The following is a 12851-nucleotide window of genomic DNA, read 5'->3' as shown; positions in this document are numbered from 1 at the left end:
CCCCTCCCACAGGTTTGACAGCGGTGGCCAGGTGCTTATCGAACGCTGCTTTCGAAGCGGTTCACGCTCGTCAGTTCCAACACCAGGTCATCACCCACATTCAATGGGCCTACACCCGCCGGAGTGCCGGTGAGGATCACATCACCGGCCTGCAGCGAGAAGCAGCCGGCCATGTGCTGGATCATCGGGATGATCGGGTTGAGCATCTGCGCGCTGTTGCCATCCTGGCGCACTTCGCCATTGATGGTCAGGCGAATGCCGATATCGGTCACGTCCGCAAAGGTACTGCTCACCACAAAGGGGGCAATCACTGCCGCGCCGTCGAAGGATTTGGCGATTTCCCACGGCAGGCCCTTGGCTTTCAGCTCGGCCTGCTTGTCACGCAGGGTCAAATCCAGGGCCGGGGCGAAGCCGGAGATGGCATCCAGCACTTCTTCACGGCTTGGCTTGTTCGACAGTGGCTTGCCGATCAATACCGCGATTTCCGCTTCGTAGTGCACCGAGCCACGCTCGGTAGGGATGGCAAAACCGCCTTCCAGCGGCACTACGCAGCTGCCGGGCTTGATGAACAGCAACGGCTCGGTCGGCACCGGGTTGTCCAGTTCCTTGGCATGTTCGGCGTAGTTACGCCCAATGCACACCACTTTACCCACCGGAAAGTGGATGTTGGTGCCGTCGACATACTTGTGCTGGTAGCTCATGGAACGACTCCTTAAACAGCGAAGATCTTGCCAGGGTTCATGATCCCGTTAGGGTCGAATACCGCTTTCACGGCCTTCATGTATTCGATTTCAACCGGCGAGCGGCTGTAGGTCAGGTAATCGCGCTTGGTCATGCCCACGCCGTGTTCGGCGGAGATCGAGCCGTTGTACTTCTCGACGGTTTCGAACACCCACTTGTTCACGGTGGCGCACTTGGCGAAGAACTCGTCCTTGCTCAGGTTTTCCGGCTTGAGGATGTTCAGGTGCAGGTTGCCGTCGCCGATATGGCCGAACCAGACAATTTCGAAATCGGGGTAGTGTTCGCCGACGATCGCGTCAATTTCCTTCAAGAACGCGGGCACTTTGGAGACGGTGACCGAGATGTCGTTCTTGTACGGCGTCCAGTGGGAAATGGTCTCGGAGATGTACTCGCGCAGCTTCCACAGGTTGTGCAGTTGGGTTTCGCTCTGGCTCATTACCCCGTCCAGCACCCAGCCCTGCTCGACGCAGTGCTCGAAGGTTTCCAGGGCGTGGTTGGCGACTTCTTCGGTGGTGGCTTCGAACTCCAGCAGCGCGTAGAACGGGCACTCGGTTTCGAACGGCGCCGGCACGTCGCCACGGCCCATGACCTTGGCCAGGGCCTTGTCGGAGAAGAATTCGAACGCGGTCAGGTCCAGCTTGTTCTGGAAGGCGTGCAGCACCGGCATGATCGAGTCGAAATCCGTAGTACCGAGCACCATGGCGGTGAGGTTCTTCGGTGCCCGGTCCAGGCGCATGGTGGCTTCGACCACAAAGCCCAGGGTGCCTTCGGCGCCGATAAACAGCTGGCGCATGTCGTAACCGGTGGCGTTCTTGATCAGGTCGCGGTTCAGTTCCAGCACGTCACCCTTGCCAGTGACGACTTTCATGCCGGCGACCCAGTTACGGGTCATGCCGTAGCGAATCACCTTGATCCCGCCGGCATTGGTGCCGATATTGCCGCCAATCTGGCTCGAACCGGACGAAGCAAAGTCCACCGGGTAGTACAGGCCTTTTTCCTCAGCGACGTTCTGCAATTGCTTGGTGACCACGCCCGGCTGGCACACGGCGGTGCGGTCGGTGAGGTTCACGTCGAGGATCTGGTTCATATAGTCGAACGACACAACCACTTCGCCATTGGCCGCCACGGCCGCTGCCGACAGGCCGGTACGACCGCCGGACGGCACCAGCGCCACCTTGTGTTCATTGGCCCAGCGCACAATGGCCTGCACCTGCTCAATGGTCTTGGGGAAGACGATGGCGGTGGGCGCAGGCGCGAAATGCTTGGTCCAATCCTTGCCGTAAGCCTCCAGGGAGTCGGCGTCGGTCAGCACTTTGCCGGGCTCAACCAGGGTCTTTAGCTCATCAATCAGGGCAGGATGGGTCATCGACAGAACTCTCGAACAATTCATGGTCATCCTGAGAACGCTTCACGTCGCAGGAATGAGTGTTTGCGGGGCGCGTATGCTAGCATACCGCCCCCGCAGGACAGAGCCCAAGGGCGTTTCTGCGGTGACGGCTTTCCTGCCGTCCGGGTCAGCTTGTGCTGCTCGATTCCCTGCCATTTTTCTCCGGGATACAGGTTTACGCAGATGAGCAAGACTTCTCTCGATAAGAGCAAGATCAAGTTCCTTCTTCTGGAAGGCGTCCACCCATCGGCTGTCGACGTTCTGAAAGCCGCCGGGTACACCAGCATTGAGTACATCACCAGTTCTCTGCCGGAAGCCCAGCTCAAGGAAAAGATCGCCGACGCGCACTTCATCGGCATTCGCTCCCGCACTCAGCTGACCGAAGAGATCTTCGATCACGCCAAGAAACTCGTGGCAGTTGGCTGTTTCTGCATCGGCACCAACCAGGTCGACCTCAACGCAGCGCGCGAGCGCGGCATCGCGGTGTTCAACGCACCGTACTCCAATACCCGTTCCGTTGCGGAGCTGGTGCTGGCCGAGGCCATCCTGCTGCTGCGCGGCATCCCAGAGAAAAACGCTTCCTGCCACCGTGGCGGCTGGATCAAAAGTGCGGCCAACTCCTTCGAAATCCGGGGCAAAAAGCTGGGTATCGTTGGTTACGGTTCGATCGGCACCCAGCTGTCGGTACTGGCTGAAGGTCTTGGCATGCAGGTGTTCTTCTACGACACCCTGACCAAGCTGCCATTGGGCAACGCGACCCAGGTATCGAGCCTGACCGAGCTGCTGGGCATGTCCGATATCGTGACCCTGCACGTTCCGGAAACCGCTGAGACCCAGTGGATGATCGGCGAGAAGGAAATCCGCGCCATCAAGAAAGGCGGCATCCTGATCAACGCTGCACGCGGTACCGTGGTCGAGCTGGACGCCCTGGCCGACGCGATCAAGGACAAGCACCTGATCGGCGCCGCCATCGACGTGTTCCCGGTGGAGCCACGCTCCAACGACGACATCTTCGAAAGCCCGCTGCGTGGCCTGGACAACGTGATCCTGACGCCGCACATCGGCGGCTCCACCGCTGAAGCCCAAGCCAACATCGGCCTGGAAGTCTCGGAAAAGCTGGTCAAGTACAGCGACAACGGTACTTCCGTATCGTCCGTGAACTTCCCGGAAGTGGCCCTGCCGGCTCACCCTGGCAAGCACCGTCTGCTGCACATCCACCAGAACATCCCTGGCGTGATGATGGAGATCAACAAGGTCTTCGCGGAAAACGGCATCAACATCTCCGGTCAGTTCCTGCAGACCAACGAGAAAGTCGGCTACGTGGTGATCGACGTCGACGCCGAGTACTCGGACCTGGCGCAAGAGAAGCTGCAGCACATCAACGGCACTATCCGTAGCCGCGTGTTGTTCTAACGCTTTAAATGCCGCACAAAAAATGGGAGGCCCGCAGGGGTCTCCCATTTTTTTGTCTGAACAAATCTTACTTGACGTTAACCGTGATCACTTTCGAGGCTACAGTGGGTTCAAACTGGCGGTGAACGTTGTCGCCAGCCACCAGTTGCAGGGTGTGCTTGCCTGGGGTCAGGGTCAGCTCGGTTTCGGTTTGCGCCTTGCCGAAGTGGATCGAGGTGGCGGTGGCCGGAATGGCTTCGTCAGCTTTCAGCGACTTCACGTCCTGGTCTACCAGCAGGTGGTGATGACCGGCGTTGGGCACTTGCTTGTCGATTGGCTCCAGGTCCAGGCCCTTGACGCCGAATTTGACGGTGAAGGTCTTGTCGACAGTGGCGCCATCTTTGGGCGAGACGATAAACACCTCGGCACCTTGGGGCGCGGGGGTACGAGGCACATCGGCGGCATTGGCCAACATCGAGGCACCCAGCAACAGGCTGGCAATCGTTGCACGGGACAAAAGGGCTTTCATTCGCTTCTCCAGTTTTTCTGTGAAATCTGTAGGGTTATGACAACTTCGCGACAAATTGCTGTCCAAGGCACTCACCACCATAGCAAAGCGATGCTGAACGGCGCCTCGCACATTCGAATTCTTTAGGAGTGACCATGCGCTTTTCGCCTGGCCTGTTACTTTTGCTTCCCCTTCTGAGCCCTTTGGCGCATGCCGAACTGATCGACGACGTAAATGATCGCGGCGAACTGCGCATCGCCCTTGAAGCCGACACCCCACCCTATAACTTCAAGGAAGGCGACAAACTCACCGGCTTTGAAGTCGAGCTGGGAGAACTGCTGGCGAAGGAAATGGACGTGCGCTCCTCGTTCATCACCACCGATGACGCCGACCTGCTGCCGGGGGTCGCCACCGGCAAGTACGACGTGGCCATCAACCATATCGCTATGACTGCCGAGCTTAAGGATCAGTTCGATTTCAGCGAGGCTTATAGCGAGAAGCCTGAGCTGGCAATCCCGTTCCAGAAGGGCAACCCGGCATTCAAGACGAGTTTGGACGGCGCGTTGAAGCGGGTGAAGGACGACGGCCGGTTGAAGGCGCTGGCCCAAAAATGGCTTGAAGGTGAAACACCGGCGGCCCAGGCACAGTAAATCAACTGTGGGAGGGGGCAAGCCCCCTCCCACATTTTGACCTAGGTAAGACCTGACAGGTGGGCCAACGCCTGCGCCGCCTCAGGCAACTCCAGCTCACTGAACACCTGCACGCCGTGGCGCTTGAGCAGCGCCGCCGTAACGCCCTCGCCACTCACCTTCACGCCCGTGAAGGTGCCGTCATAGGTCAGCAGGTTGCCGCAGGACGGGCTATTGGCCTTGAGGATGGCGACGCGGATGCCGTGGCGCTGCACCAACGCCAGGGCCTGGCGGGCGCCATCGAGAAAGGCGGCGCTGAAATCTTCGCCCTCGGCCGTGAGCACTTTGGCGCGGCCTTCCCAGACATCAATGCCTTGCCCACCGGGAATCTCTGCAGAGGGCCTGGGTGTAGGCAAACCGCCGGACACTTCCGGGCAGATAGCCACCACCCGGCCTTCGGCCTGCCACGCCGCCAGTGGGTCAAACGGCCCGCTGGCTCCGCCGTCGTAACGCACCTTGTGCCCCAGCAGGCAGCGGCTGATCAGAATCTTTTGCATGGTTAAAACGGCTCGTTGCCCCGCCGGCGAAACCAGCCGGTGAGGGACAGGCGTTCACGCGTGGCGGGCATGACTTCGTGGGGCACTTCGCCCGACAGGAACACCACCAGGCAACCGCCGGTGGGCACCACATCGTATTCGACACCGCCCTTGAGGTACATGCGCAACTGGCCGCCATGCTCGGGCAGCCAGGCGTCGTTCAAGTAGATCACCGCCGAGACCATGCGCCGGTCGTCGTCGCGAAAACGGTCCAGGTGCTTGAGGTAAAACGCCCCTGGCGGGTACATCGCAAAATGGCTTTCGAAATCTTCCAGGCCAAGGAACAGACCCCGGTTCATCGCCAGGCGCAGGCTGTCCATCACCGCCATGTAGCTGTCGCAGACGGCAGCATCGCCCTCCTCCAGCCACTGGATATGGTCGCCACGAATGCCCTCGCGGATCTCCTGGAACGGCCCGCGCCCCACCGCCGCCGGCGCCAGTTCACCCTCGGCCGCACGTTTACGGCACTCAGCCGCCAGTTCCAGGGTCAGAGCCTGGGGCAGGAAGCCGTTCTGCTGCGACCAACCTTTTTCGGCCAGGTCGTCGACAATGCGTTGCAGCAGGGGGTGATCGAGGGGTATTTGCATGGCGCGCATAGTATCCATACGCCTTCAACTCCGACAGCGCCGTCGAGCGTCTCAACACACTTTAGTCAGGTGACTGATAGGACTTCTCGACAAATCCTACGCCCGACACGGACAATAGTGGCCGACTGACAGGAGTCCATATGCGTCGTTTGTTTTTTTCCTTGCTGATGTTCTGCGTTTTGCCCGCTTGGGCAGACGGCCATGACCAGTTGTACAAGGTCGCCGGCTGGGCCGAACAACGTGCGCATTTCAATGACGCCCTCAGTGCTGCCCAGCAGCGCTACCGCAACAGCCTGCCGCCAGCGGTTTACCAGGCGTTGGTGGACAACAGCAATAAACGCTTTGCCGCCCAACCCATGGACCAACGCGCCGAGGCGCAGTTGCGCAAGAACCTGGCAGACCCCAAGCCTGCCCTGGCGTTCTTCCAGTCGCCGCTGGGCCGCAAGATCGTTGCCGCCGAGCTGCTCGCCACCCGCCGCGACCAACTGGCGAAAAACGCCCAGGGCCTGCCGAAGATTGAAGCCGACGCCACGCGCAGCCTGATCATCGGCCACCTGGCCCAGGCGCTGCCTGCCCGCGAGGCTGGTGCAGAAGTCAGCTTGGCGATTGCCGGTGTCGCGGCTGACAGCTTGAGCCAGATGATCCCCGGCTTGTTGGGCGGCGGTCAGGCCCAGGGCATGTTGAACGGCCAGCGTGAGCGGTTGATGCAGCAGATTGGGAATGATCTGAACAATACGCTGCTGTATGTCTATCGGGATTTGTCTGACCCGGAGCTGGAAGAATTCGCGACGTTTGCGGAGTCGCCGGAGGGTAAGGCGTATTACCAGGCGGCGTTGGCTGCCATCCGCGCCGGGCTGGCGGTGGGCCAGAGCACTTCAAGCCTGACGCAGTAGAAAATGTAAGAGGGGGCAAGCCCCCTCCCACATTTGGATTGTGTTATTTCAAATGGTCTGTCAAATACCGGAAGTACTCTTCACGAATATCCGGAATCTCGTTCGCCAAGTGATGCCGGCCACGCGGCAACATCAACACCTCAGGCGCATCAAACTTGCCCCGCAGCACCTGCAAGTTGTGCTGCCAGTCCACCGTCATATCTTCCTCACCCTGCACAATCACCGGCCTACGGGGGCTGCGCGGTGCGGCTTCGATGCGCTTGATCCAGCGTGACAGTGCGCCCACCCAGGCGGTAGGCAGTTGGCGCGGCTGCAGCGGGTCGGCTTCCAGGAACGGCCTGAATTGCGGGTCGTTGGTGTTCTCGCTGAAGCGCCGGGCGATGCCTTTGACGAACGGACGCAGCAGGTAATAGCTGAGCTGCGACCACCCCCAGGCACGCGGCCGTACCAACGGCGACAACAGGAAGGTCTTGCCCTGGGCCGGGCTGTCGGTACCGTGGTGGAGCAGGTGATCCACCACTACCGCGCCGCCGGTACTTTGCCCGAACAGGTGCCAGGGTTGCGGCAGTTGCAGCGCTTGGGCCTGGGCGAACAGTGCCTGCACCACGTCTTGGTACACCGCAAAATCATCAATGCTGGCGCGCGCCCCGCTGGACAGGCCGTGCCCCGGCAGGTCGCAGGCGATCACCACGAAGCCCTGGTCCAGCGCCCAGTCCACCACGTGGCGATACAGGCCCATATGGTCGTAGAAGCCGTGGAACATAAACATCGTCGCCACCGGTTGTGGCGGCGACCACACTTGCCCCACCACCTCGAACCCGCGCACTTCAAAGCGTCCCAGACGCTCACCGCCGGCACTTTGCGTGCGGCCAGGTCCAACCCATAAAAACGCTGGTACACCCGTGCTTCGGCGCTGAGCGGTTGCGCATCCACCAGGGGTCGCAGGCTATCGCGCAGATGATCGGGGTCAAAGGTAACGGGCATAAGAGGTTCCAGATTAAACGTACAGCGCAGATGAATATCGAGCTGCGATATTCATCTGTCAGGGCAGGCATGGCAAGCTACGCGACCTTCGAGGATTGATCTGAATGCGACAACCCTACCGCACCACCCTGTTCGCCAGCCTGATCCTGATCATCTGCGCTGGCGTGCTGTGGGCCGCGTATGACTGGTTCCAGGGCCGTTACCTGCGCACCTTCAGCGAACACACGGCGGTGTTTTCCGGCGATGCACTGCGCCTGCCTGCCGAACTGAGTGGCCCGGGCCCGATCCGCCTGGTGCACTTCTGGGACCCGGCCTGCCCGTGCAATGTTGGCAACCAACAGCACCTGGGCGAGTTGATCGAGCACTACGCGCCCCAGGGCGTCGAGTTCTACGCCCTGCAAAAAGCCGGCAGCCACGGGCGGTTGCCCGACAACCTGCGCAACATGAAAATCCTCACCGCCCTGCCCGGCGCCGACCAGGTACCGGCCAGCCCAGCCGTGGGCATCTGGGATCGCACAGGAAAGCTCGCGTATTTCGGGCCGTACAGTGAAGGCCTGACGTGCAACGCCAGTAACAGTTTTATCGAACCGATCCTGAAGGCACTCCAAGCAGGCCGTGAAGTGAATGCCACTCACACCCTGGCAGTGGGCTGCTATTGTTCGTGGCCTGAGATCGTTAGTCACTCCACTCCCGGTAAGGAAAGTCCATGAAGCGCGTCTTGCGGGTTCTCGCGGTTCTGATAGTGCTGATCGCCCTCGGCGGCGGCTGGTATGTGTACAGCAAGCTGCCCACCCGCCAGGGCACTGCAACGCTGGCCAACCTGCAAGGCTCGGTCACGGTGCGCTACGACGACCGTGGCGTGCCGCATATCCGTGCCGAGAACGAGACCGACCTGTATCGCGCCCTCGGTTACGTGCACGCCCAGGACCGGTTGTTCCAGATGGAGATCATGCGGCGCCTGTCCCGTGGCGAACTGGCCGAGGTGCTGGGCCCCAAGCTGCTGGAGACCGACAAACTGTTTCGCAGCCTGCGCATCCGTGAGCGGGCCTTGAGCTACGTGGAACAGATGGATCACGCGTCTGCCTCGTGGAAGGCCCTGCAAGCCTATCTGGACGGGATCAATCAGTATCAGGACAGCCACGCCAGCCCGATGGAGTTCGACGTGCTGGGGATCCCCAAGCGCCGGTTCACCGCCGAAGACACCATCAGCGTCGCCGGGTACATGGCCTACAGCTTTGCCGCCGCATTTCGTACCGAACCCTTGCTCACCTACGTCCGCGACCAATTGGGCGGCGAGTATCTGAAAGTCTTCGACCTCGACTGGCAACCCAGAGGCGCGCTCAACCTGGCAGCCAGCGATTGGCAAACCCTCGGTGCCATCGCGTCCTTGAGCGAGCAGGCCCTGGCCGACAATGGCCTGCCGCAGTTCGAAGGCAGCAACGCCTGGGCCATCAGCGGCAGCCGCACCAAGAGCGGTAAGCCCTTGCTGGCGGGTGACCCGCATATCCGCTTCTCGGTGCCATCGGTGTGGTATGAGGCGCACCTGTCCGCGCCGGGCTTTGAGCTGTATGGCTATCACAACGCGTTGGTGCCGGTTGCGTTCCTGGGGCACAACCTGGATTTCGGCTGGAGCCTGACCATGTTCCAGAACGACGACGTCGACCTGGTCGCCGAGAAGGTCAACCCGGACAATCCCAACCAGGTCTGGTACCACGGCCAATGGGTCGACATGACCAGCAGCGAACAACAGATCGCGGTGAAAGGCCAGGCGCCGGTCACCCTCACCCTGCGCCAATCGCCCCACGGGCCGATCATCAATGACGTACTCGGCGAGAGCGCCGGCAAGACGCCCATCGCCCTGTGGTGGGCCTTCCTCGATACCCAGAACCCGATCCTCGACGGCTTTTATCAGCTCAACCGCGCCGATACCCTGGCCAAGGCCCGCGCGGCGGCAGCCAAGGTGTCGGCACCGGGGCTGAATATCGTATGGGCCAATGCCAAGGGCGATATCGGCTGGTGGGCAGCGGCGCAGTTGCCGATCCGGCCGGCTGGCGTCAACCCTGGGTTTATCCTCGACGGCAGCACCGCCCAGGCCGACAAGCTGGGCTTCTACCCGTTCAGCGCCAACCCCCAGGAAGAAAACCCGGCTCGCGGCTATGTGGTGTCGGCCAATGCCCAGCCGGCATCGCCCACCGGCATGGAGATCCCCGGCTATTACAACCTCGCCGACCGTGGCCAACAGTTGAACGCGCAGTTGAGCGACAAGAGCGTGAAGTGGGATGTGAACAACAGCCAGGCCCTGCAATTGGGCACCACCACTGCCTTTGGCCCGCGCCTGCTGGCGCCGCTGTTGCCGGTGCTGCGTGAGGTGGTCAAGGACCCGGCACAGTTGAAGCTGGTGGAACAACTGGCCAGTTGGAAAGGTGACTACCCGCTCGACTCCACCAGCGCCACGCTGTTCAACCAACTCCTCTACAACCTCGCCGACGCGACCTTCCACCCAAAACTCGGCGACGCCATGTTCAAGACCCTGCTCACCACACGGGTCGTCGATGCCGCCTTGCCACGCCTGGCCGCGGACCCGGCCTCGCCTTGGTGGGACGGCAAGCGCGCCGACACCGTCAAGCTCGCATGGGACAACAGCCTCATGCACCTGAAAGCCACCTTCGGCGATGACCCGACGCACTGGCAGTGGGGCAAGGCGCATACCCTGACCCACGGCCATCCGCTGGGCTCGCAGAAACCGCTGGACCTGATCGTCAACGTCGGCCCCTTCCCGGCGCCTGGCAGCCACGAAGTGCCGAACAACCAGTCGGCCGCCATCGGCCCGGCGCCGTGGCCGGTGACCTACGGCCCATCGACCCGCCGCCTGATCGACTTCGCCGATGTGGCCCACGCACTGACGATCAACCCGGTCGGGCAGAGCGGCGTGCCGTTTGACCGCCACTACAGCGACCAGGCGCAGACGTATATCGAAGGCGGCTACGAGCAGGCGCACTTCAGTGATGAGGAAGTCACGGCCAACACCCGTGGCACCCTGAAACTGCTGCCCGCCCGATAGCGGCCGCAAACGCGTTCAAAACTGTGGGAGGGGGCTTGTCGAGTCGTCGCACCGCCCCGATAGCGATGGCTCCGCAAAAAATGTTTGTCTGACACACTGCCGTCGGTGCTTAGACCGGCGCCGCAAAGTTGAGCCTGAACTGTTGCGGCGTCACCCCCAACCGGCGGTTGAACACACTGCGCATGTGCTGGGCATCGCGAAAACCGCATTGATAGGCCACGGTTTTCAGCGGTGCGCGAGTACTTTCAAGCAGCACCCGCGCCGCATCCACCCGCGCCCGCTCGACAAACTCCGCCGGCGTAACCTGCGCTTCACGGGCGAACACCCGAGAGAAATTGCGTGCGCTCATGTTGGCCGCCTTTGCCAGATCGGCGATGGCCAGATCCCCGGTCAAATTCGCCAAGACATACAGCTGCACCAGCGCCACCGCCGAGGTGGTTTCGGCGTGGGGCGCGAGGAACGGGCTGAACTGCGACTGCCCACCCGAGCGCTGGGTGAACACCACCAGGCGCTTGGCCACGCTCAAGGCCACTTCCGGGCCCTGGTCCTGGGCCAGCAGGTACAACGACAAGTCGATGCCCGCCGTGACCCCGGCCGAGGTGTAGAGGTTGCCGTCCTGTACGTAAAGGCGGTCGGCTTCGACCTGGGCCGAAGGGCACAGGCGTGCCAGGTCAGCGGCGTCGCCCCAATGGGTGGTGACGGTTTTGCCGTCCAGCAGACCGGCACGGGCCAGCATGAAAGCGCCGTTGCAGATTGAGCCGAAGCGCTGCGCACGGGCGGTAGCGCCGCGTAGCCATTGATTGAACTGCGGCCCGAAATCCTCGAACGGCAACTGCGGGCCGCCGGCGACCAGCAGCAAGTCATAGGCTTGCAGGGCGTCGCTGTAATGCTTGTGGGCCTGAAGTGACAGGCCATTGGAGGCTGCCATCGTGCCATGGCCAAAACCGATCACTTCCAATTGGTAATGGTCGTCGGGCGCGAGGAAACGGTTGGCCTCGCAGAACACGTCCATGGGGCCGGTCACGTCCAGTGACTGGACGCCGGGGAAGATCAGGATGGCGACGGTTTTGTGCATGGGCGAACCTTATATCTCGGGCTGACGCAAAAACCCTGTGGAAGCTGGCTTGCCTGCGATGCAGACGACTCGGTCCATCAGGTATACCGAGATGATGCTATCGCAGGCAAGCCGGCTCCCACATTTGATCCTGTACACCCTTGGCACGATGTCGCGCCAGATTGGCCGGGATCGCACCCTCGTCATCCTGGCCGCTTCACGCGTGCGCGACCAGACTGATGGCTTTCCACAGGAGAGCCACCATGACCACTTCCATCGCCGGCATCAAGATCCCCGACAGCGCCCTGGCCAAGGCGACTACCGAGTATATCCGCGACATCGAATCCGACCTGCTCTACCACCACTCGCGCCGGGTGTTTCTGTTCGGCGCCTTGAGCGGTGAGCGCAAGCAGTTGGCCTACAACCCGGAGCTACTTTACGTCGGCGCGATGTTCCACGACCTCGGGCTGGTGGAAGGCCATCGCAGCGACGACGAACGTTTTGAAGTGGACGGCGCCAATGCGGCAGCGGCCTTTCTCAAGCCTTACGGGCTGAGCGATGACGATATCGAACAGGTGTGGCTGTCTATCGCCCTGCACACCACGCCAGGTGTGCCGCAGCATCTGCGCCCCACCGTCGCGCTGGTGACTGCCGGGGTGGAGATGGACGTGCTGGGCATGGATTACGCCGCGTTCAGCAGCGTGCAGCGCGAAGCCGTAGTGCATGCGCATCCACGGGGTGAAGGGTTCAAGGAGTGCATCATCTGCGCCTTTGCCGACGGCTTGCGCCACCGTCCAAAGACCACGTTTGGCAACGTGAAGACGGATGTGCTGGTGGATCAGGAGCCGGGGTTCAAGCCGATGAATTTTGTGGAGGTGATTCGCAAATCGCCTTGGGCTTGAAACGCAATCAACTGTGGGAGGGGGCTTGCCCCCGATTGCTGACTGCCAGTCACTGCATCTGTTGACTGATACACCGCTATCGGGGCGGTGCGACGACTCGACAAGCCCCCTCCCACA

The 12851-nt window shown here is 61.6% G+C and carries 12 protein-coding genes and 1 pseudogene; 6 read left to right on the top strand and 7 right to left on the bottom strand.

The features are described from left to right. Nucleotides 1-35: 35 nt before the first annotated feature. Nucleotides 36-701, bottom strand: a complete 666-nt coding sequence (locus IQK56_RS24595) for a fumarylacetoacetate hydrolase family protein (protein ID WP_193861980.1) — start codon at nucleotides 699-701, stop codon at nucleotides 36-38. Nucleotides 702-712: 11 nt separating this feature from the next. Beyond that, nucleotides 713-2107, bottom strand: coding sequence for an FAD-binding oxidoreductase (locus IQK56_RS24590; protein ID WP_099585895.1), 1395 nt, complete (start codon nucleotides 2105-2107; stop codon nucleotides 713-715). 204 nt (nucleotides 2108-2311) lie between these two features. Here IQK56_RS24590 and serA point away from each other — a divergent pair, with 204 nt between their 5' ends. Continuing rightward, nucleotides 2312-3541 (top strand): phosphoglycerate dehydrogenase, encoded by a 1230-nt coding sequence (serA, locus tag IQK56_RS24585; RefSeq protein WP_003176761.1) that lies wholly within the window; start codon nucleotides 2312-2314, stop codon nucleotides 3539-3541. Between the two features lie 67 nt (nucleotides 3542-3608). Here the strand turns inward: serA and IQK56_RS24580 are convergent, their stop codons facing one another. Continuing rightward, nucleotides 3609-4049: a DUF4399 domain-containing protein gene (locus IQK56_RS24580; RefSeq protein WP_122307958.1), complete on the bottom strand. Its 441-nt coding sequence runs from the start codon at nucleotides 4047-4049 to the stop codon at nucleotides 3609-3611. Between the two features lie 134 nt (nucleotides 4050-4183). On the opposite strand from IQK56_RS24580, the gene IQK56_RS24575 reads away from it, so the two are divergent. After that, the gene (locus IQK56_RS24575) at nucleotides 4184-4678 is read left to right on the top strand and encodes a transporter substrate-binding domain-containing protein (RefSeq protein WP_150674435.1); all 495 of its coding nucleotides are present in this window, start codon (nucleotides 4184-4186) and stop codon (nucleotides 4676-4678) included. Nucleotides 4679-4719: 41 nt separating this feature from the next. On the opposite strand, the gene IQK56_RS24570 is transcribed toward IQK56_RS24575, so the two are convergent. Together IQK56_RS24570 and IQK56_RS24565 are read right to left on the bottom strand one after the other, a co-directional pair. Then, the gene (locus tag IQK56_RS24570; protein ID WP_193861981.1) at nucleotides 4720-5214 is read right to left on the bottom strand and encodes a 2-thiouracil desulfurase family protein; all 495 of its coding nucleotides are present in this window, start codon (nucleotides 5212-5214) and stop codon (nucleotides 4720-4722) included. Between the two features lie 2 nt (nucleotides 5215-5216). Next, nucleotides 5217-5849: a 2OG-Fe(II) oxygenase gene (locus IQK56_RS24565; RefSeq protein ID WP_122307955.1), complete on the bottom strand. Its 633-nt coding sequence runs from the start codon at nucleotides 5847-5849 to the stop codon at nucleotides 5217-5219. A 131-nt stretch (nucleotides 5850-5980) separates the two neighbouring features. Here IQK56_RS24565 and IQK56_RS24560 point away from each other — a divergent pair, with 131 nt between their 5' ends. Next, nucleotides 5981-6733 carry a DUF2059 domain-containing protein gene (locus tag IQK56_RS24560; RefSeq protein WP_122307954.1) on the top strand — a complete coding sequence of 251 codons (753 nt, stop codon included), beginning with the start codon at nucleotides 5981-5983 and terminating at the stop codon, nucleotides 6731-6733. A 43-nt stretch (nucleotides 6734-6776) separates the two neighbouring features. Here IQK56_RS24560 and bipL read toward each other — a convergent pair. Further along, nucleotides 6777-7717: pseudogene (bipL, locus tag IQK56_RS24555) on the bottom strand (phospholipase BipL). Between the two features lie 104 nt (nucleotides 7718-7821). Here bipL and IQK56_RS24550 point away from each other — a divergent pair. Both IQK56_RS24550 and IQK56_RS24545 read left to right on the top strand, forming a co-directional pair. Beyond that, a complete protein-coding gene (locus tag IQK56_RS24550) occupies nucleotides 7822-8427 on the top strand; it encodes a DUF6436 domain-containing protein (protein ID WP_193861982.1) in 606 nt (201 codons plus the stop codon). Continuing rightward, on the top strand, nucleotides 8424-10778 hold the full coding sequence (locus IQK56_RS24545) for a penicillin acylase family protein (protein ID WP_193861983.1): 2355 nt from the start codon (nucleotides 8424-8426) through the stop codon (nucleotides 10776-10778). The genes IQK56_RS24550 and IQK56_RS24545 overlap by 4 nt, the downstream gene beginning before the upstream one ends. 109 nt (nucleotides 10779-10887) lie before the next feature. On the opposite strand, the gene IQK56_RS24540 is transcribed toward IQK56_RS24545, so the two are convergent. After that, the gene (locus IQK56_RS24540; protein WP_122307950.1) at nucleotides 10888-11853 is read right to left on the bottom strand and encodes a GlxA family transcriptional regulator; all 966 of its coding nucleotides are present in this window, start codon (nucleotides 11851-11853) and stop codon (nucleotides 10888-10890) included. 242 nt (nucleotides 11854-12095) lie between these two features. Between IQK56_RS24540 and IQK56_RS24535 the strand changes: the two genes are divergently transcribed. After that, nucleotides 12096-12734, top strand: coding sequence for an HD domain-containing protein (locus tag IQK56_RS24535; RefSeq protein ID WP_193861984.1), 639 nt, complete (start codon nucleotides 12096-12098; stop codon nucleotides 12732-12734). Nucleotides 12735-12851 lie beyond the last annotated feature (117 nt).

Origin of the sequence: Pseudomonas cyclaminis (assembly GCF_015163715.1) — a bacterium.
GTDB lineage: Bacteria > Pseudomonadota > Gammaproteobacteria > Pseudomonadales > Pseudomonadaceae > Aquipseudomonas > Aquipseudomonas cyclaminis.
This window is presented reverse-complemented; position numbering and strand designations above follow the sequence as displayed.

Bases quoted from the DNA above. Each gene is read 5' to 3' on its own strand.
- IQK56_RS24535 (WP_193861984.1), top strand. From the start codon at position 12,096: ATGACCACTTCCATCGCCGGCATCAAGATCCCCGACAGCGCCCTGGCC.
- IQK56_RS24540 (WP_122307950.1), bottom strand. From the start codon at position 11,853: ATGCACAAAACCGTCGCCATCCTGATCTTCCCCGGCGTCCAGTCACTG.
- IQK56_RS24565 (WP_122307955.1), bottom strand. From the start codon at position 5,849: ATGCGCGCCATGCAAATACCCCTCGATCACCCCCTGCTGCAACGCATT.
- IQK56_RS24580 (WP_122307958.1), bottom strand. From the start codon at position 4,049: ATGAAAGCCCTTTTGTCCCGTGCAACGATTGCCAGCCTGTTGCTGGGT.
- IQK56_RS24545 (WP_193861983.1), top strand. From the start codon at position 8,424: ATGAAGCGCGTCTTGCGGGTTCTCGCGGTTCTGATAGTGCTGATCGCC.
- serA (WP_003176761.1), top strand. From the start codon at position 2,312: ATGAGCAAGACTTCTCTCGATAAGAGCAAGATCAAGTTCCTTCTTCTG.
- IQK56_RS24575 (WP_150674435.1), top strand. From the start codon at position 4,184: ATGCGCTTTTCGCCTGGCCTGTTACTTTTGCTTCCCCTTCTGAGCCCT.
- IQK56_RS24590 (WP_099585895.1), bottom strand. From the start codon at position 2,107: ATGACCCATCCTGCCCTGATTGATGAGCTAAAGACCCTGGTTGAGCCC.
- IQK56_RS24570 (WP_193861981.1), bottom strand. From the start codon at position 5,214: ATGCAAAAGATTCTGATCAGCCGCTGCCTGCTGGGGCACAAGGTGCGT.
- IQK56_RS24550 (WP_193861982.1), top strand. From the start codon at position 7,822: ATGCGACAACCCTACCGCACCACCCTGTTCGCCAGCCTGATCCTGATC.
- IQK56_RS24560 (WP_122307954.1), top strand. From the start codon at position 5,981: ATGCGTCGTTTGTTTTTTTCCTTGCTGATGTTCTGCGTTTTGCCCGCT.
- IQK56_RS24595 (WP_193861980.1), bottom strand. From the start codon at position 701: ATGAGCTACCAGCACAAGTATGTCGACGGCACCAACATCCACTTTCCG.